This is a genomic window from Kocuria sp. WRN011, from assembly GCF_002295155.1.
Classification (GTDB): Bacteria; Actinomycetota; Actinomycetes; order Actinomycetales; family Micrococcaceae; genus Kocuria; species Kocuria carniphila.
Map to the genome: position 1 here is coordinate 59,974 of NZ_NSGI01000007.1, position 16,081 is coordinate 76,054.

A 16,081-nucleotide genomic window follows, 5' to 3' on the forward strand; every position below is an offset into this window, starting at 1 on the left:
CTGCTCCTTCGTACTGAACTACTTCGAGGCCGAGACCGCGGCGGGTCGTAAATGCCACGCGACGTCGTTTCCCAAGGTGCGGACCGACGGCCCGGCCACGGGATCGGAACGCCAGCGAGCGGCGTCGGCGAGGGTCTGTGTCGGCAGGGGTGCCAGTGCGGCTTTCCCATCGCCGAGAATCATGGGGGCTTGGTAGAGCCAGAGCTCGTCCACGAGGTTCGCGGCGAGGAACGCGGCGCTGACCGTGGGACCGCCCTCGACGAGCACGTGGGCGACGCCCAGCGCACCCAACCGGGCGAGGGCTTCGGCGGGATCGTGGGTGTTGAGCCAGACGAAGCGACCGTCGGACGTCTCGCCACTGTCCTCGCGCGCAACGACGCCGCGGCGTACCCGGGCGTCGTGGGCCACAGGGGTGCGAGACATGACCGCTCGCAGCGGTTGGTGGTCTCGGGGGTTGCCCTGAGCGTCGCGGGCCGTCAGCGTGGGGTTGTCCACGCGGGCCGTGCCGCCGCCCACCAATATGGCATCCACTCGGGCGCGGATCTCGTGGCCTGCCTCGCGGGCGGACGGGCCCGTGATCCACTGGCTGGTTCCGTCCGGGGCAGCCACCCTGCCGTCCAGCGACTGGGCGATCTTGAGCGTCACGAACGGGCGGTTCTGGAACTGAGCGTTGAACCACCGGTCATTGAGATCGGCGGCCTGCTCGGCCAACAGCCCGTGACGCACCGAAACCCCGTGATCCGCGAGGAACGCGCCTCCCCCGCTGGCGGCTTCCGTGCCGTCATGAACGGCGAAAATAACGCTGTCGATTCCCGCGTCAAGGATCGCGCCCGTGCAGGGGCCGGTCCGCCCCATGTGGTTACAAGGTTCCAGGGTGATCACCATGGTCACATGGGCAAGGTCTGTGCCTGCTTCTTTGGCCTTGCGCAGGGCGTCCGCCTCGGCGTGGAGTGTGCCTGCGCCGCTGTGATGACCGGTGTGTAGGATGCGGCCATCTCGGTGGAGCAGGGCCGCACCCACCACGGGGTTGGCGCCACGCACCCCCCGGGCCGCGGCGTCGAGCGCGGCCGTCATGGCCGTGTGCTCGGCGGAGGTGAAGCCGGGGTCCGTTCGTTCCTGTGCCGAGGGGATCATTTCGAGTCGTCCCCCACTTTCAGGTGGAGATCCGGGAATCCGGTCTCGATCGTGGCCTGTTTGCGCTGCTTGGAGTTCACGCGCCACCAGACGAAGAATCCCACCAGTGTGAACGCTCCGTAGAACACGTACATCAGACCGGACGCGTAGTAACCGGCGGAGAACAGTAACGGCACTCCGACCAGGTCCACGGCCACCCAGATCAGCCAGAACTCGACCCAGCCCTTGGCCATGCCGTAGGTCGCCAGCAGTGAACCCATGAAGATCCAGGCATCAGCCCAGACCGGTTCGTAGGAGCCCAGTGCGCGGAAGACGGGGGTCAGCAGTGCGGTGCCGAACACGAGCGCGGCGATCAGGAGGAAGCGTTGCTTGCCGGTAGCCCAGCGCGGCGTCACGGCCTCTTGGTTGTTACCCCTTGAGCGACGCCACTGCACCCAGCCGTACACCGATACCGCAATGAACATGACTTGGCGGCCGGCTTGGCCGAGCAGGTTGACCGGATTGGGGGTGTCGAACACCGCGCCCAGGAACACGGTCAGCAGAATCAGATTGCCCAGGATGCCCACGGGCCACGCCCAGATCTTGCGGCGCATGCCGCCGAGCGCGGACAGCAATCCGAACACGTTACCCAGCACTTCTCGCCACAGGATGAATCCGTTACCCACCTGCAGTTGCGCGTCGAACAGCCAGCGCAATACGTCCACGGAACATCCTCTCGCCCTGAATCCTTGCGGCTCCGGGGCGGAGATAGCGGATCATGCCCATGGGTACGAGCATCGCAACGGCACCCCTGAAAAAGGGTGGCGAGCCGATATCCACGTGTGCCTACCATCCAGACTGTGACTGTCGGTACCGGAATTTCACCGGTTCGGCCGTTCCCACTCCATCGCGTGACTCTGTGCGACGAGCGTTCACGGTTCGCGGACTGTAACCGCCGGTTCGGACTTACACCGACCCCGGAACACGTTGTGATTTGAATTATGCCACGGTGCGCGGGACTCGCACGAAAGTTCGCCCGCGCCAGAGTGCACTCTCGCCGCGGTTCGTCGTGCTCGTACGCTGCTCATAGCGGGCGCTGGCACCGAGGAACACGGGATTCAATCGCGGCATGGAGCACTCGATTCAGCCGTCCTGATGGGCCCTCGCGATTTCGCGCAGAGCGTCGATTGCCGCGGCGGGATCATCCTTGCCGTACACCGCGGAGCCCGCGACGAACGTGTCTGCACCGGCCTCGGCGGCCCGCACAATCGTCTCCTCCGTGACCCCGCCGTCCACCTGTAGCGCCACCGTGCCACCGTGGGCCTTTACAGCCTGGGCCGCTCGGCGGAGCTTGGGCAGCGTCACGTCCAAGAACTTCTGCCCCCCGAAACCGGGTTCCACGGTCATGATGAGCAGCATGTCCAGTTCGGGCAGCAGGTCCAGGTACGGTTCGATAGGCGTGGCCGGACGCACCGCAAGCCCCGCCCTAGACCCTGCTGCCCGCAGTTCACGGGCGAGCTTGATCGGTGCGGCGGCCGCCTCCGCGTGGAACGTCACCGACGCACATCCGGCCTCCGCGTAGGCCGGAGCCCATCGGTCGGGATCCTCAATCATCAGGTGCATGTCCAGGGGGACGGGGCTGACCTTCTGCAAGCTTTCCACCACGGGCAACCCGAGCGTCAGGTTCGGCACGAAGTGGTTGTCCATGACGTCCACGTGGGCGGCATCGGCGTTGAAAATGCGCTGCAGTTCCTCGGCCAGACGGGAGAAGTCTGCGGACAGGATGGACGGGTGGATGGCACAACGGCTCATGGTGTCTCCAGGGGTGTGAGGGTCAGGCGGATTTCCGCACGGCGATCATGAACATGGCGTCGGTTCCGTGCACGTGGGGCCACAGCTGCACGCTGCTGCCACCGTTCGGCCAGTCGAGCTCGGCGGACCGGTCGCCGTCGAGAGCTCCCGGCAGAGCCGCGTCGCGAGCATAGCGAGCCGTGTCCAAGATCTGGGCGTCATCACGGGACTCCACGATGTCCGAGACCACGTCCAGCGTCTCCGCGGTGTGCGGCGAGCAGGTCGCGTAGAGCACCACGCCACCGGGGCGGGTGGAATCCAGCGCGGCGGTTAGGAGCTCCCGCTGCAACGATCCCAGCTCGGCCACGTCCGCGGGGGTGCGGCGCCACCGCGCCTCCGGGCGACGCCGGAGGGCGCCCAGTCCCGTGCACGGCACGTCCACGAGCACGCGGTCGAATCCACCCGGCATCTCCCCGGGGATGTCGCGACCGTCGCCCACGCGGAGGCTCCAGGCCCGTTCCGGCACTGCGGCCAGTGCCTGTTCGACGAGGTCCGCCCGGTGATCGCTGACTTCGTTGGCATACAGCCGGGCGTCCTGTTGATCCGCCAGCGCGGCGAGCAGGGATGCTTTGCCACCGGGGCCGGCACAGAAATCGGCCCACTTCCCGTGGTCGTTCTCGACCGGCACTTCTGCGAGCACGCGGGCCACCAACTGGGAGCCGGCGTCCTGGACGCGCACGGTGCCGTCCCGTGTTCCGGGAATCCGATGCACGTCTCCCCCGGCGCTCTCGGCGCTGTCCGCCACGAGTGTTCCGGGCGTTGCGCCCTCGTCCAGGGCCGCGTCCAGGCTCCCCAGCTCGGGAAGTGCGACCAGGTGCACTCGAGGGGGTGCGTTGTTGGCCTCCAAGAGGTCTTCGATCTCTTCCGGGGATCGTCCGCTCATGCGCAGCGCACGACGCAGCGCACGAACCTCCCACGCGGGATGGGAGTAGCGCACGCCCAGCTTGCGCAGGTCATCCGACTGCTCGGATTCGAGCTGATCGAGCCACTCCTCGGTGCTCTGGCGCGCGACCTTGCGAAGCACCGCATTGACCAGACCCGCCGGGCCCTGACCGATCTCGCCTCGCACCAGACCCACCGTGGCATCGAGGGCCGCGTGGTCCGGAACGCGCATCGCGAGGAGTTGGTGCACTCCCAATCGCAGGGCGTCCAGGACCTGGGGATCCAATTCTTTGAGGGGACGGTCCACGCAGTGTTCGAGAACGGCGTCCCACGTTCCCTGCCGGCGCATCGCACCGTAGGCCAGCTCGGTGGCGAAGGCGGCGTCTCGCTTGTCCAACCGGTTCTTGCGTACGAGTTGGGGCAGCACCAGGTTGCCGTAGGCGTCCTCGCCGTTGACCGCGCGCAACGCTTGATAGGCCGTGAGCCGCGCGGGGTCGGACGAGCGGCGTCGTTGCCCCGGGGCCTGCGCCGAGAATGAACGATCCTTTTGCGCGCGCCGATTGCGCTCGTGTCCCTTGGCGTTGCGGTAACCGCGCTCGCTCATCCGAAGACCACCTGTTCACTGCGTTGCTGACCGCGCGCCCAATCGAGGGCGGCCATGGGTTTCTTGCCGGAGGGCTGCACACGGGTGAGTTCCACCGCGTACGAACCGGTACCCGCATAGACCGCACCGTCCCGCAGTTCCACGTGGCCGGGAGCCATTCCCGTGACCTCAGGCGTGGGGATCACGCGGTCGATTTTCATCCGTTGCCCGTTGTACTCGGTCCAGGCTCCCGGTTCCGGGGTCACACCGCGCACGTGATGGGAGATGGCCACGGCAGGGTGGTTCCAGTCGATCCGTGCCTGGGCGCCGGTCAGTTTGGGGGCTGTGCTGGCCTCTCCCTCTTGGGGAACGGGCTTTGCCTGCCCGGTGGCCACGGCCACCAGGGAATCCGCCAACAAGGACGATCCGCTGTGGGACAACCGCTCCAGCACGGAACCGGCGGTGTCATCGTTGCGGACGGGGTCGGTGAGGGTTCCGACGACGGCGCCCGTGTCCATACCTTCATCCAGCAGGAAGGTAGTCGCGCCCATCATGGTGTCACCGGCCATCAGGGCTCGTTGCACCGGGGCTGCCCCGCGCCACTGCGGCAAGAGCGAAAAGTGCAGATTGATCCATCCGTGTTCGAAGGCATCCAGCACCGGACGCGGCAGCAGCGCGCCGTACGCCACCACGGCCGCAATTTCCGCACCGGTGGCACGCAACTGGTCGACCAGCTCCGCCGTGGCTCGGTTGGCCTTGAGGGTAGGAATGTTCAGCTCGTCGGCTCGTTGTGCAACCGGCGACGGTGTGAGGACCTTCTTCCGGCCCACGGGTGCGTCCTCGCGGGTCAGGACGGCGACGACGTCCACGTCATCGCGGTCAACCAGGGCATCGAGGGGGATCACCGCGGTGGCCGGAGTACCGGCGTAGAGAACTTTGAGACGCTCAGTCATGATCAGGAGTCCTTTCCGCGATTGAAGGCCGATCCTGTGAAGGAGGAACCTGTGGGAGAACCTCTGAAAGAGGAACCGGTAAAGGATGAACCGACGGAATCTTTCGAGCCGCTCGTGGCCGACCCCGACCGCGTGTTAGCTCCCTGGAAGGCATTGGACCGCAGGGATGATTTCGTGGCAGACGTCGCATCGGCCGAGGCACCGAGTCGCTGAGTTTCGCGTTCCCGAGTCACGGTGTCCACGATGTCCTGGTACTCGGGAGCCCTCATGGCGCGCATCGCTTCCTTGCGAACCTCACCTTCCAGCCGGTCGACGAACAACGTGCCGTGCAGGTGGTCCGTCTCGTGTTGGAAACAGCGTGCGAGCAACCCGGTACCCTCTCGGCGTACGGGTTCTCCGTTCATGTCCACGCCCGTGATGATCGCGTGATTGGCTCTCGGCGTGTCATAACCCGGCCCCGGCACCGACAGGCAGCCCTCGCCGCCTTCCTGGGGCTCGTCCCCCACTTCAATGCTGGGGTTGATCACGTGGCCGGAATCATCGCCGATATCCCAGGTGAAGATCTGTAGTCCCACACCCACCTGAGGTGCCGCCAGCCCCACACCTTTTACTGCGTACATGGTCTCGAACATGTCGCTGATCAGCGTGCGCAGCGATTCGTCGAAATCCGTGACGGTGAGTGCCGGTGTCCTGAGGACTGGGTCGCCCTGGGTTCGAATGCGCAGGATAGTCACTGCGAATTGCTCTCCTCGGTTGCCTGAATCTGGGTTTCCTTCAAGTCTACGGTCACGGACATGGCGCCCCTGCCCACCGGGTTGTGGTCGAGCGGCGGCGGAACAATGGCTCGCAGTTGTTGGCCTGCGGCCTCGATCTCCGCTGATCGGGCCCACACCTTGGCCAGAGCACAGAACTTGAACCAGTGGGCCGGCAGCTGATCCGGAACCGCCTGGACGGACAGGGCCTCTGTGTCACCAATGGCCACCGCCATCAGGACATCCGCGTTCGCATACTCCCACGGCTGCCATTCACCGGCTGCAGCGTCCACCAGGGACTCCTCCGCCTTCAAACCGGCCACGAGTTGGGTGACCACCTTGGCGTCAGGAGCTTTGACCCGTCCATTGCGGTCCGTGCCGCGCGTCTTGTAGTCGATCAGGCAGACCTTCCCGCCGATGCGCGCCACCAGGTCAAGAGTTCCGGCGTAGCCCACCGTGGAGTTCCACACGGTGATCTCGGCGGCCAGCGGCTCAGGGCGGTACAGCGCCCACCATTGGTCAGCGCTATCTGCGAAACGGGATTCCTGATTCTCGGCCAGCGTCTCGCGGGCCTGTTCGACCCGATGCTCCCGCCCCATGGCTCGCAGTGCCAACTGTTCGCAGTAGTCGTGAACGCGATCGCCGCGCTCGGCAGCGCGATCCCTGTGGCGCTCGGCAGCCTTGGCCGCGTGATTGACCAGGGCGCGGCGGCGTCGTGAATCGCGCAGCGCGTCGGGAAGCTGCGGGTCCGCTGCCAAGGCCTGCGCAGCGCTGTAGCCGTACCAGCCGCCCAGGTCATTGGACTCGCAGCCGATCACCGTGGTGATGGAGGGAACCTGCGGATCCTGCCCCTCCGCACGCGCGTACATGCGTCCGTAGGGAGTTTGTTGGGCCAAGCGTGGTTGCGTCATGGGCATCAGACTACGACCCGGTTCCGACAGGCACACGAGCGCCCACCACGTGTTCGCCTTGGAATGCACAAGGCCCCGATTCCTACTGGAATCGGGGCCTTCATTGTGCGCGATACTGGGATCGAACCAGTGACCTCTTCGGTGTGAACGAAGCGCGCTACCGCTGCGCCAATCGCGCTTGCAACGTTGAAAACCATAGAACACTTTTTGGTCACATGCCAATCGGTTGCGGTTCACCCCCGCCTCATTCACATCGGTTAACCAGGTGGACCCGCTGGGGTCACCGTCGATTTGCTCGAACGAAATTGTGTGGGTAATGTTCTAGCTCGTTGGCACAGCCGAGAACGGCGAAGCGATCAACCCCCACCGGTTGAAAGCTTGACGGAACAGGCGCTGACGGACTGTGATAGAGTTTCCGCTCGGAAGAACGGCAAACCGGTTCATGGAAAGTCATTCGACCAACAATGCGGACGTAGCTCAGCTGGTAGAGCATCACCTTGCCATGGTGAGGGTCGCGGGTTCGACTCCCGTCGTCCGCTCGCAGTAATCGACAACCATGTCGAGACCTGAGACCCTGTCCTACTAGGATCTGGTCCCGGTGGGGTGGCCGAGTGGTTAGGCAGCGGCCTGCAAAGCCGTCTACGCGGGTTCGAATCCCGTCTCCACCTCGGTGCTAACCACCCTCGCTCGACGAGATTGTTTGAGCGCGATTGGCGCAGCGGTAGCGCGCTTCCCTGACACGGAAGAGGTCACTGGTTCGATCCCAGTATCGCGCACCAAAGAAAAACCCCGGTACGAAAGTGCCGGGGTTTTCGCATGCCGGGACTCCCCGCACCCCTCCCGTACACACATTTTGGCCTATAACCCCCACTTCCCCATCATGTCCAGGCTCCCACCACACCTGAGGCGCCGTTAGAACCGCGCTTGACACCTCATGCGCTGTTACAGCCCTTCCTGGTTGCTGAAAAGGTTCTTACGGCACACCAGGTGTGACAGGGGGTCCTACCGGCGCCCGAGATGCGAGACGAACGGCGCAACGCTGGGTGAGCAAGCGGCGTCGGCGCGTGAGCTTGCAGTGCAGGGTGAGCAAGCGGCGTCGGCGGCTGGACGCGCCTGTAGCCAGCACTGACGCGCGCCGAGTTGGTGCGGGCATGCGTGAGGCCCGGGCGAACCCGGGCCTCACACGTTCTTACTCAATCAAGCAAGCGTTTTACTCCGGCTCCACCACGCCGATTGCCACGGCAAGGTCCTGCCAGCTCATGCCCACGCATTTGAACACGCGAGGACGCTCGAGGTCGGGCTTGGTGGCTCCGGTGACGATGTCCACCAGGTCGACCAGGGTGTCCTCGGCCAGGGAACCATCATTGACTGCCTGGATCACGTCGCCAGCTTCGCGCATGGCGGTCGCACGATCCTCGACAACAACCTGCGCGCGCCCCATGAGAGTGGAGTCCAGTTCGCGAAATTCGGGTTCGTGCGAACCCATGGCCACCACGCAGGCCGTGTCCGGGACCAGGGCGCCGTCGAAGAGCGGTTCGGCCGCCGACGTCGTGCAGACCACCACGTCCGCGTCGCTCACCTCGGTCGCGTCACCGGACCGGGCCGCGAGTCCCAGCGAACGCGCGTGCTCGACGGCGGCGTCGACCTTTTCGGGGGTGCGGCCGCACACGACCACGTCCGTGAAGGAACGGATCTTGGAGAACGCCTCAATGTGGGACAGCGCCTGCGGGCCGGTGCCGAAGACCACGAGCTTGCTCGCGTCGGGCGTGGCCAGGTAGTCAGCGGCCACCGCGGAGATCGCGGGGGTGCGCAGCGTGGTGAGCACATTGCCCTCCATGAGCGCCTGAACGGTCAGGGTCGCGGAATCCATCAGGACGTAGGTGGCCTGGATCCGCGGAAGCCCCTGCTCCGGATTCTTGGGCGACACCGAGGCCACCTTGATGCCCGCCCAGTCACCGAGGACCGAGGGCATCAGCAAGAGGTGCCCCGTTCCGGCCGGGATATTGCTCCTCGCGGGGTCATCCTGCGGGCGGAATCCCGAAGCGAGAGTTGATTCCAGGAGCTTGCGAGCCCGGTCCACGGACACCGCATCCAGGATCTGCTCCGAGGTGTACCACGCGGGCGATCCTGCGGCTCCCACAGTGTGCTGGTTCTGGTTCGACGTCGTCTCGGCGGTCATGAAGCGGCTCCTCCTACGGATGCGGGTGCGTCAGAAATCATGGGTTCCTTGGCGGCCTCGCGCTTGGCGATGGCCGGGGCGAACAGCACGGCGATCAGCGAGATGGCTGCGGTCAACACGAGGTAGAGCGCGATGGGCAACCAGGCGCCGTCGAACTCGTGGAGCAACCAGGTGGCGATCAGCGGTGCGGTACCACCGGCCAGGGCAGCACCGATCTGGTAGCCGAGCGTGACGCCGGTGTAACGAACGCGGGCCGAGAAGATCTCGGAGCACAGTGTGCCGAGCGTGCCGGTAACGGGAGGCCACACGATGCCCAGACCGATGACCACCGCGGCGAACAGCGCCCAATTCTGTTGCAGGTCCAAAAGCATGAAGAACGGGAACGCGAAGAGGGCAATGGCCACGGCGCCCGCGAAGTAGACCTTGAAACGACCGACACGGTCCGAGAACGCGCCCATCACCGGAATCAGCAGCGTGGACAGTGCCGCACCAAGGCTCACCGCGTTCAAGGCCGAGGACTGGTTGTAGTTCAAGGTGCCCGTGGCGTAGGAAACGACGAACGTGGCGAAGATGTAGAACGGTGCGGTCTCCACGACCTTGACGCCCACGGCGACCAGAACGGCGCGCCAGTGGTACTTGAGGGTCTCGGCCAGGGGCAGCTTGGGGATGCTGCCGGATTCCTTGGCGGCCTTGAAGTGCGGGGTCTCCCCCAGGCCACCGCGGATCCACAGACCCACGGCCACCAGCACGATGGAGGCGATGAACGGAATGCGCCAGCCCCACGTGGTCAGGAACTCGGTTCCGAAGGCAGCCATGACGGCGAAAGCGGCCGAGGCCAACAACATGCCGATGGTGATGCCCATCTGGGGAACCGAACCGAACAGGCCGCGCTTCTTGGGCGGGGCGTACTCGTAGGCGAGCAACAAGGCACCGCCCCACTCACCGCCGATGGCCAGGCCCTGGATGATGCGGCACACGATCAACAGGATGGGCGCGAGGACACCCACCTGGTCGTAGGTGGGCAAAAGGCCGATCGCCACGGTGGCCACACCCATCATGGTCAGCGTGGCGACGAGTGTGACCTTACGTCCAACCCGGTCCCCGAAGTGCGAGAACACAATGCCGCCCAGCGGGCGGATGAAGAACGTCAGGGCGAGCGTCAGGTACGCCAGCATCTGCGAGATGTACGGATCGTCCGTGGGGAAGAACTGCTCGTTGAAAATCAGTGCTGATGCGGTGGCGTACAGGAAGAAGTCGTACCACTCGATGGTGCTGCCGGACAGGGAACCGGCCATCACGCGGAAATTGGTTTTCCGGGTTTCCGCGACTTGTTGGCGTGCGTTGCTCATAGGACCTCCAGATGGGTGACCCGTGACACACTACAATGTTACATATTACGTTTCTACCCGGGTGCCTTCGTAGCCGTGCCAAGGGCACTCCCAGCAGTCCTTGGGCGGCACGTGTCAGTCCTCTCCGGAGCCCGCCCAGACACCCGAAATATGTCCCAAATGCCTGGTCATCACGGCTTCCATGGCCTCTGGGTCGCCGTTTCGAATGGCGTCCACGAGCTGCAGGTGTTCCTGGGCCGTGTGCGTGAGTTGCCCCGTTGCCACGAGGTCCTTGAGACCCGTGAGCCGGGACATGTAACGCAGAGAGCGCACGTGCCGGACCGCGATGTCGTTGCCCGTGGTTTCCAGCAGACCCAAGTGCAGTTCCATGTCCAGGCGGATGAATTCGACGAGCTCGCCGTACTGAGCCACGTCGATGCTCCGCTGGGCAATGTGGGCGGCGTGTTCGAGAACCTCGGGCTCAACTCCGTCCCGAGCCACCTGGGCCATCAGTGGAATTTCGATGAGTGAGCGCAACTGCAGGATGTTGGCACGGGTGTCCGGGGAGATCTCCACCACCCGGTACCCCTTGTAACGAATGGGCGACACATGGCCCTCGGTCGCCAGGTCCAACATGGCCTCGCGCACCGGGGTCGCGGACACGCCGAACTCGGTGGCCAACACCGGGGCCGTCAGGACCTGTCCGGGTTCCAGATCACCGGCGACCAACGCGTGGCGCAAACTGTTGGCCACCTGCTCCCGCAGCGGAATCGAGTGACCCTTTTCCAGTCGAAGGGGACCCCGTGTGCCCTTGTCACCTGGGGATTGACCGTTGAGAGAGACTGCCATGTTTTTATGATGCCCGTTTCTGCTGGGTTTTCGGGTGAGGTGACGCGCGCCCGCGCAACTTCTTACGCGTTAACGAGCCGCCCCGCCCGGACCGGTGGTCCGAGCGGGGCGGCAATGCTGCGTGAGTGGTCAACCGGTCATGATCGACCAATCACGTGTCAGAGCATGCAGGAGACGCAGCCTTCGATCTCGGTACCTTCCAGCGCGAGCTGGCGGATCCGCGAGTAGTACATGGTCTTGATGCCCTTGCGCCACGCGTAGATCTGGGCGCGGTTGATGTCGCGGGTGGTGGCGGTGTCCTTGAAGAACAGCGTAAGCGACAGGCCCTGGTCCACGTGCTGGGTGGCAGCGGCGTAGGTGTCGATGATCTTCTCGTAACCGACCTCGTACGCGTCCTGGAAGTACTCCAGGTTCTCGTTGTTCATGAACGGCGCCGGGTAGTACACGCGACCCAACTTGCCTTCCTTACGGATCTCGATGCGCGAGGCGATCGGGTGAATGGAAGACGTGGAGTTGTTGATGTACGAGATGGAACCGGTGGGCGGCACGGCCTGCAGATTCTGGTTGTACATGCCGCCCGCCATGACCTTGGCCTTGAGCTCACGCCAGTCGTCCTGGGTGGGCAGGGCGATGCCGGCCTGCTCGAACAGTTCACGCACGTGCGCCGTGGCGGGCTCCCATGCCTGGTCCGTGTACTTGTCGAAGTACTCGCCCGAGGCGTACTTGGAGTTCTCGAAGCCCTGGAAGGACTCACCGCGCTCCTTAGCGATCAGGTTGGACGCGCGAATGGCGTGGTAGGTGACCGCGTAGAAGTAGATGTTGGTGAAGTCGATGCCCTCTTCGGAGCCGTAGTAGATGTGCTCCTTGGCCAAGTAGCCGTGGAGGTTCATCTGGCCCAGACCCACCGCGTGCGACATGTTGTTGCCGCGACGGATGGAGGGAACGGAGTCGATGTTGGACATGTCCGAGACCGCAGTGAGGCCGCGAATGGCGGTCTCGATGGTCGAGCCGAAGTTCTCGGACTCCATGGCCAGGGCAATGTTCATGGAGCCCAGGTTGCAGGAGATGTCCTTGCCGACCTCGGCGTAGGTCAGATCCTCGTTGTACACCGAGGGCTCGGAGACCTGCAGGATCTCGGAGCACAGGTTGGACATGATGATCTTGCCGGCAACCGGGTTGGCCTTGTTGACCGTGTCCTCGAACATGACATACGGGTAACCGGACTCGAACTGCACCTCGGCCAGCGTCTGGAAGAACTCGCGAGCGTTGATCTTCTGCTTGTGGATCCGGGAGTCCGCGACCATCTCGTGGTACTTCTCGGAGACGTTCACGTCAGAGAAGGGCACACCGTAGATCCGCTCCACGTCGTACGGGGAGAACAGGTACATGTCCTGGTTCTTCTTGGCCAGCTCGAACGTGATGTCCGGGATGACCACACCCAGGGAGAGAGTCTTGATGCGGATCTTCTCGTCAGCGTTCTCACGCTTGGTGTCCAAGAAGTTGTAGATGTCCGGGTGGTGGGCGTGCAGGTACACGGCACCGGCACCCTGACGGGCACCCAGCTGGTTGGCGTAGGAGAAGGAGTCTTCCAGCAGCTTCATCACGGGGATCACACCCGAGGACTGGTTCTCGATCTTCTTGATGGGTGCGCCGGATTCGCGCAGGTTGGTCAGCGCGAACGCCACACCACCGCCGCGCTTGGACAGCTGCAACGCAGAGTTGATGTTGCGGCCGATGGACTCCATGTTGTCCTCGAAGCGCAGCAGGAAGCACGAGACGAGCTCGCCGCGCTGCTTCTTACCGGCATTGAGGAATGTGGGGGTCGCGGGCTGGAAACGGCCGGTGATGATTTCTTCCACGAGCTGCTCGGCCAGGGCCTCGTCACCGTCCGCCAGGTACAGCGACACCATGACCACGCGGTCCTCGAAACGCTCCAGGTACCGCTGACCGTCAAAGGTCTTGAGCGTGTAGGAGGTGTAGAACTTGAACGCGCCCAGGAAGGTCTGGAAACGGAACTTGTGGGCGTAGGCCTGCTTGGAGAGTTTCTTGACGAACTCGAAGCTGTACTTGTCCAGCACCTCGGCCTCGTAGTACTGGTGGTCCACCAGGTACTTGAGCTTCTCTTCAAGGTCGTGGAAGAACACGGTGTTGTTGTTGACGTGCTGCAAGAAGTACTGGCGCGCGGCCTGCTGATCAGCTTCGAACTGGATCTGGCCGTTGGCGTCGTACAAGTTCAGCAGAGCATTGAGCTCGTGGTAGCCCAAGCCGCGGTATTGCTCGGGGCAGGTGGGATCTTCGTGTCCCGGTTCAACGCTCAGTCCCGGGGCTGCATGGATGCTTGCCAAAACTTGTCCAATCCTAGAGTGACTTTTTCTACGTCTTCATCGGTGCCCATGAGTTCGAACTTGTAGAGCAGGGGCACCTGACATTTCACGGCCACTTTTTCCGCCGCTACGCAAAACAGTGATCCGAAATTAGTATTTCCCGCGCCTATGACACCCATAAGGTGCTGGCGGTTCACGGGTTGGTTCAGGAATTTCACGACTTGAGGGGGGACCGATCCGGCGCCCCCCGGTCTGCCGTAACTGGGTACGGCCAACACGAACGGCTCAGTGAGCTCGGGCGTGGGTTCGGAGGTTTTCAACGGCAACCGCATGGACCTGACCGGGAGCTTCTGGATGAAGCGGTCGGTGTTGCGGGTGACCGAGGAGAAGTACACCACCAGGGGGGAATCCTCCCCCGCGGTGACGTCGAGTCGATGGTCTTCGCGTTCTTGAGCCGCGGCCAACACGCTGGCCAAAGTGCTCATGGCGTGTCACTTCGATTCTGGCTATCGGGCTATGGTGCGGGTTGAAAAATTCCGACGCCGCCGCGACGGTTCGCGAGCAAGCGTCGGCTTTTTCGACGGCTGCGGGCTTAACGCTACCGCTCTCAGGCAGACAGCAGAACAGCCAGGGAGCTGATCTTGTCCGGGCGGTAACCGGACCAGTGATCCTGGGCGGTTTCCACCACGGGGACCTGCTGGTAACCCAGGCCCACCACGTGCTGGTAAGCGTCCTGGTCCTCGGTCACGTCCACCACGCGGTAGTCGATACCCTTCTTCTCCAGGGCACGGTAGGTGGCGTTGCACTGGACGCATGACGGCTTGGAGTACACGGTGACGGACATATCCCAATCCCCTCGAAAACTCGTGGTGGGAGTACTGCGCTTCCGCGGCGATCGGAGCATATCCGGTGGGTTGCCGCTGGTTGCGTCAAGTGCTCTGTATGACTGCGTCAATACTACATCTAGTGTCAGACATGGGAAGCGGCCCCAAGATGATGTGGTGGCCATAATCCACAGGTGTCTCCCGGTTATCCCCTCACTGTCCACAGGGTGGTGCTGAAACAGGCGCGAGAACTCGCGGAAGTCGTCCGTCCTGTGGACAACCCCGGAGGCGTTGAACACATCCGAAAATTAAAAAAAACCGGCGTGTCGAGAATGCTCTCGGCACGCCGGTTTTTGCCTCGGGTGGCTCTACAGCAGGCCCGCATCGCGTAGCTGGTGCGAGATCGATGCGCCGTCGTTACCTTCGATCCACAGGGTGCCCTCGGGGATCGAGACGGACCGGTCCTCGGTCGCGCGGGCGCCGGCGGCGAGCACCGCCTCGGTGGGTGAAAGGTTACGGATCACAATGGCCGCCACGGACTCCGGGTGGCGTTGCGCGAAACCGGAGTAGATCTGCGGATCGTGCTGACCGTCGTCGCCAATGAGGATCCAGCGCATGTGCGGAAAGTTCTTGGCCAGCCGCTGCAGGTTCTGAACCTTGTGCTGGGCCCCGGACCGGAACCAGCGGTCCGTGGTGGGCCCCCAGTCGGTCAGCAGGAGCGTACCGGCCGGGTAGGCGTTGCGGGTCAGGAAGCGGCGCAGCGTGGGCGCCACGTTCCACGCACCGGTGGACAGATACAGGAAAGGTGCCCTGGAATGGTGATTGCGCAGTCGTTCCATCAGCACCGCCATGCCCGGGGTGGGGGTGCGAGCGTGCTCGTTGAGCACGAACGAGTTCCATGCCGCCAGCATGGGACGCGGCAGGGCCGTAACCATCACGGTGTCATCCACGTCGGAGACCACGCCGATGGTCTGGTCCTCGGAAACAATGGTCACCGCAGCCTCCGTGACCTCGGAGCCGTCGGTCTGCATATAGACGGTGTAAATACCCGGCTCCATGCTGACCTGTAGGTCCACGTCGATCACGCCGCCCTTATCGGCCATCAGGTGGAACTCGTGGTCGCCCAGCCACACGTTCACGTGTGCGAAGGCCAACGGGATGGACGTGAAAGAGCGCCAGCCGCGGATGAATTCGGCGGAATCATCGGTGTCCGCGATCAACTGCCGCGTCTTGAGCAGCACGCGCCCCAGCACGCGCACGTGCCGGGTGCTGCCGTAGCCGTCGAAGGCGAGCATGGTGGGGATGTCACCGCGCTGCTCGGCGCGCGCCTGTCGCCACCGGTGCAGCCGCTGCTCCCACCGGTAGCCGATGTTGATGGCCTCTTCCGTGACCTGATCAACGGTCTGGAACAGGTCCCCGCTACCGGTGTGTTTTGCCATGCTTCACAGTCTTTCACAGCTGTTCCCGTCCACGACGCCGCCGCGTACTGTGCCGTAACTCCGTCCCGGTCCGCGGCGGCGGCCGGCTGCGCG

14 protein-coding genes, 4 tRNA genes and 1 riboswitch are annotated in these 16,081 nt (G+C 64.0%); of the genes, 3 read left to right on the top strand and 15 right to left on the bottom strand.

Annotated features, from left to right (window positions below):
- Positions 1-18 precede the first annotated feature (18 nt).
- From ribD to CKW39_RS10945, 8 genes are all read right to left on the bottom strand, one after another.
- Complete coding sequence (gene ribD / locus CKW39_RS10910) at positions 19-1,134, bottom strand: bifunctional diaminohydroxyphosphoribosylaminopyrimidine deaminase/5-amino-6-(5-phosphoribosylamino)uracil reductase RibD (protein WP_254049380.1); 1,116 nt, start codon at positions 1,132-1,134, stop codon at positions 19-21.
- Positions 1,131-1,838: a nicotinamide riboside transporter PnuC gene (gene pnuC / locus CKW39_RS10915; RefSeq protein ID WP_095798157.1), complete on the bottom strand. Its 708-nt coding sequence runs from the start codon at positions 1,836-1,838 to the stop codon at positions 1,131-1,133. The genes ribD and pnuC overlap by 4 nt, the downstream gene beginning before the upstream one ends.
- Positions 1,839-1,950: 112 nt before the next feature.
- Positions 1,951-2,102: riboswitch (FMN riboswitch) on the bottom strand.
- A gap of 154 nt (positions 2,103-2,256) precedes the next feature.
- Positions 2,257-2,925, bottom strand: a complete 669-nt coding sequence (rpe, locus tag CKW39_RS10920) for a ribulose-phosphate 3-epimerase (protein ID WP_095798158.1) — start codon at positions 2,923-2,925, stop codon at positions 2,257-2,259.
- A 22-nt stretch (positions 2,926-2,947) separates the two neighbouring features.
- Positions 2,948-4,450, bottom strand: coding sequence for an RsmB/NOP family class I SAM-dependent RNA methyltransferase (locus tag CKW39_RS10925; protein WP_095798159.1), 1,503 nt, complete (start codon positions 4,448-4,450; stop codon positions 2,948-2,950).
- The gene (gene fmt, locus CKW39_RS10930) at positions 4,447-5,382 is read right to left on the bottom strand and encodes a methionyl-tRNA formyltransferase (protein WP_095798160.1); all 936 of its coding nucleotides are present in this window, start codon (positions 5,380-5,382) and stop codon (positions 4,447-4,449) included. The genes CKW39_RS10925 and fmt overlap by 4 nt, the downstream gene beginning before the upstream one ends.
- Positions 5,383-5,384: 2 nt before the next feature.
- Positions 5,385-6,116 carry a peptide deformylase gene (def, locus tag CKW39_RS10935; protein WP_095798161.1) on the bottom strand — a complete coding sequence of 244 codons (732 nt, stop codon included), beginning with the start codon at positions 6,114-6,116 and terminating at the stop codon, positions 5,385-5,387.
- A complete protein-coding gene (locus tag CKW39_RS10940; RefSeq protein ID WP_238662982.1) occupies positions 6,113-7,045 on the bottom strand; it encodes a cytochrome in 933 nt (310 codons plus the stop codon). Before CKW39_RS10940 ends, def begins: the two co-directional genes overlap by 4 nt.
- Positions 7,046-7,151: 106 nt before the next feature.
- Positions 7,152-7,223: transfer RNA gene (locus CKW39_RS10945), tRNA-Val, on the bottom strand.
- 288 nt (positions 7,224-7,511) lie between these two features.
- On the opposite strand from CKW39_RS10945, the gene CKW39_RS10950 reads away from it, so the two are divergent.
- The 3 genes from CKW39_RS10950 (at position 7,512) to CKW39_RS10960 (ending at position 7,824) form a co-directional block, all read left to right on the top strand.
- A tRNA-Gly gene (locus tag CKW39_RS10950) sits at positions 7,512-7,584 on the top strand.
- 58 nt (positions 7,585-7,642) lie between these two features.
- Positions 7,643-7,713, top strand: a tRNA-Cys gene (locus CKW39_RS10955).
- A gap of 36 nt (positions 7,714-7,749) precedes the next feature.
- Positions 7,750-7,824, top strand: a tRNA-Val gene (locus tag CKW39_RS10960).
- A 431-nt stretch (positions 7,825-8,255) separates the two neighbouring features.
- Here CKW39_RS10960 and CKW39_RS10965 read toward each other — a convergent pair.
- From CKW39_RS10965 to CKW39_RS10995, 7 genes are all read right to left on the bottom strand, one after another.
- The gene (locus CKW39_RS10965; RefSeq protein WP_095798162.1) at positions 8,256-9,224 is read right to left on the bottom strand and encodes an ornithine cyclodeaminase family protein; all 969 of its coding nucleotides are present in this window, start codon (positions 9,222-9,224) and stop codon (positions 8,256-8,258) included.
- Complete coding sequence (locus CKW39_RS10970) at positions 9,221-10,573, bottom strand: MFS transporter (RefSeq protein WP_095798163.1); 1,353 nt, start codon at positions 10,571-10,573, stop codon at positions 9,221-9,223. The genes CKW39_RS10965 and CKW39_RS10970 overlap by 4 nt, the downstream gene beginning before the upstream one ends.
- 114 nt (positions 10,574-10,687) lie before the next feature.
- On the bottom strand, positions 10,688-11,401 hold the full coding sequence (locus CKW39_RS10975) for a GntR family transcriptional regulator (protein WP_095798164.1): 714 nt from the start codon (positions 11,399-11,401) through the stop codon (positions 10,688-10,690).
- A 158-nt stretch (positions 11,402-11,559) separates the two neighbouring features.
- Positions 11,560-13,719, bottom strand: coding sequence for a class 1b ribonucleoside-diphosphate reductase subunit alpha (gene nrdE, locus CKW39_RS10980; RefSeq protein ID WP_095798302.1), 2,160 nt, complete (start codon positions 13,717-13,719; stop codon positions 11,560-11,562).
- Positions 13,716-14,210, bottom strand: coding sequence for a class Ib ribonucleoside-diphosphate reductase assembly flavoprotein NrdI (nrdI, locus tag CKW39_RS10985; protein WP_095798165.1), 495 nt, complete (start codon positions 14,208-14,210; stop codon positions 13,716-13,718). Before nrdI ends, nrdE begins: the two co-directional genes overlap by 4 nt.
- A 122-nt stretch (positions 14,211-14,332) precedes the next feature.
- Positions 14,333-14,569 (bottom strand): glutaredoxin-like protein NrdH, encoded by a 237-nt coding sequence (nrdH, locus tag CKW39_RS10990; protein WP_095798166.1) that lies wholly within the window; start codon positions 14,567-14,569, stop codon positions 14,333-14,335.
- Positions 14,570-14,917: 348 nt separating this feature from the next.
- Complete coding sequence (locus tag CKW39_RS10995) at positions 14,918-15,988, bottom strand: App1 family protein (protein ID WP_095798167.1); 1,071 nt, start codon at positions 15,986-15,988, stop codon at positions 14,918-14,920.
- Positions 15,989-16,081: the final 93 nt, after the last annotated feature.

Excerpts from the sequence above, each read along its gene's own strand:
- ribD (WP_254049380.1), bottom strand. The coding sequence starts at position 1,134 with ATGATCCCCTCGGCACAGGAACGAACGGACCCCGGCTTCACCTCCGCC.
- rpe (WP_095798158.1), bottom strand. The coding sequence starts at position 2,925 with ATGAGCCGTTGTGCCATCCACCCGTCCATCCTGTCCGCAGACTTCTCC.
- CKW39_RS10925 (WP_095798159.1), bottom strand. The coding sequence starts at position 4,450 with ATGAGCGAGCGCGGTTACCGCAACGCCAAGGGACACGAGCGCAATCGG.
- fmt (WP_095798160.1), bottom strand. The coding sequence starts at position 5,382 with ATGACTGAGCGTCTCAAAGTTCTCTACGCCGGTACTCCGGCCACCGCG.
- CKW39_RS10940 (WP_238662982.1), bottom strand. The coding sequence starts at position 7,045 with ATGACGCAACCACGCTTGGCCCAACAAACTCCCTACGGACGCATGTAC.
- CKW39_RS10965 (WP_095798162.1), bottom strand. The coding sequence starts at position 9,224 with ATGACCGCCGAGACGACGTCGAACCAGAACCAGCACACTGTGGGAGCC.
- CKW39_RS10970 (WP_095798163.1), bottom strand. The coding sequence starts at position 10,573 with ATGAGCAACGCACGCCAACAAGTCGCGGAAACCCGGAAAACCAATTTC.
- CKW39_RS10975 (WP_095798164.1), bottom strand. The coding sequence starts at position 11,401 with ATGGCAGTCTCTCTCAACGGTCAATCCCCAGGTGACAAGGGCACACGG.
- nrdI (WP_095798165.1), bottom strand. The coding sequence starts at position 14,210 with ATGAGCACTTTGGCCAGCGTGTTGGCCGCGGCTCAAGAACGCGAAGAC.
- nrdH (WP_095798166.1), bottom strand. The coding sequence starts at position 14,569 with ATGTCCGTCACCGTGTACTCCAAGCCGTCATGCGTCCAGTGCAACGCC.
- CKW39_RS10995 (WP_095798167.1), bottom strand. The coding sequence starts at position 15,988 with ATGGCAAAACACACCGGTAGCGGGGACCTGTTCCAGACCGTTGATCAG.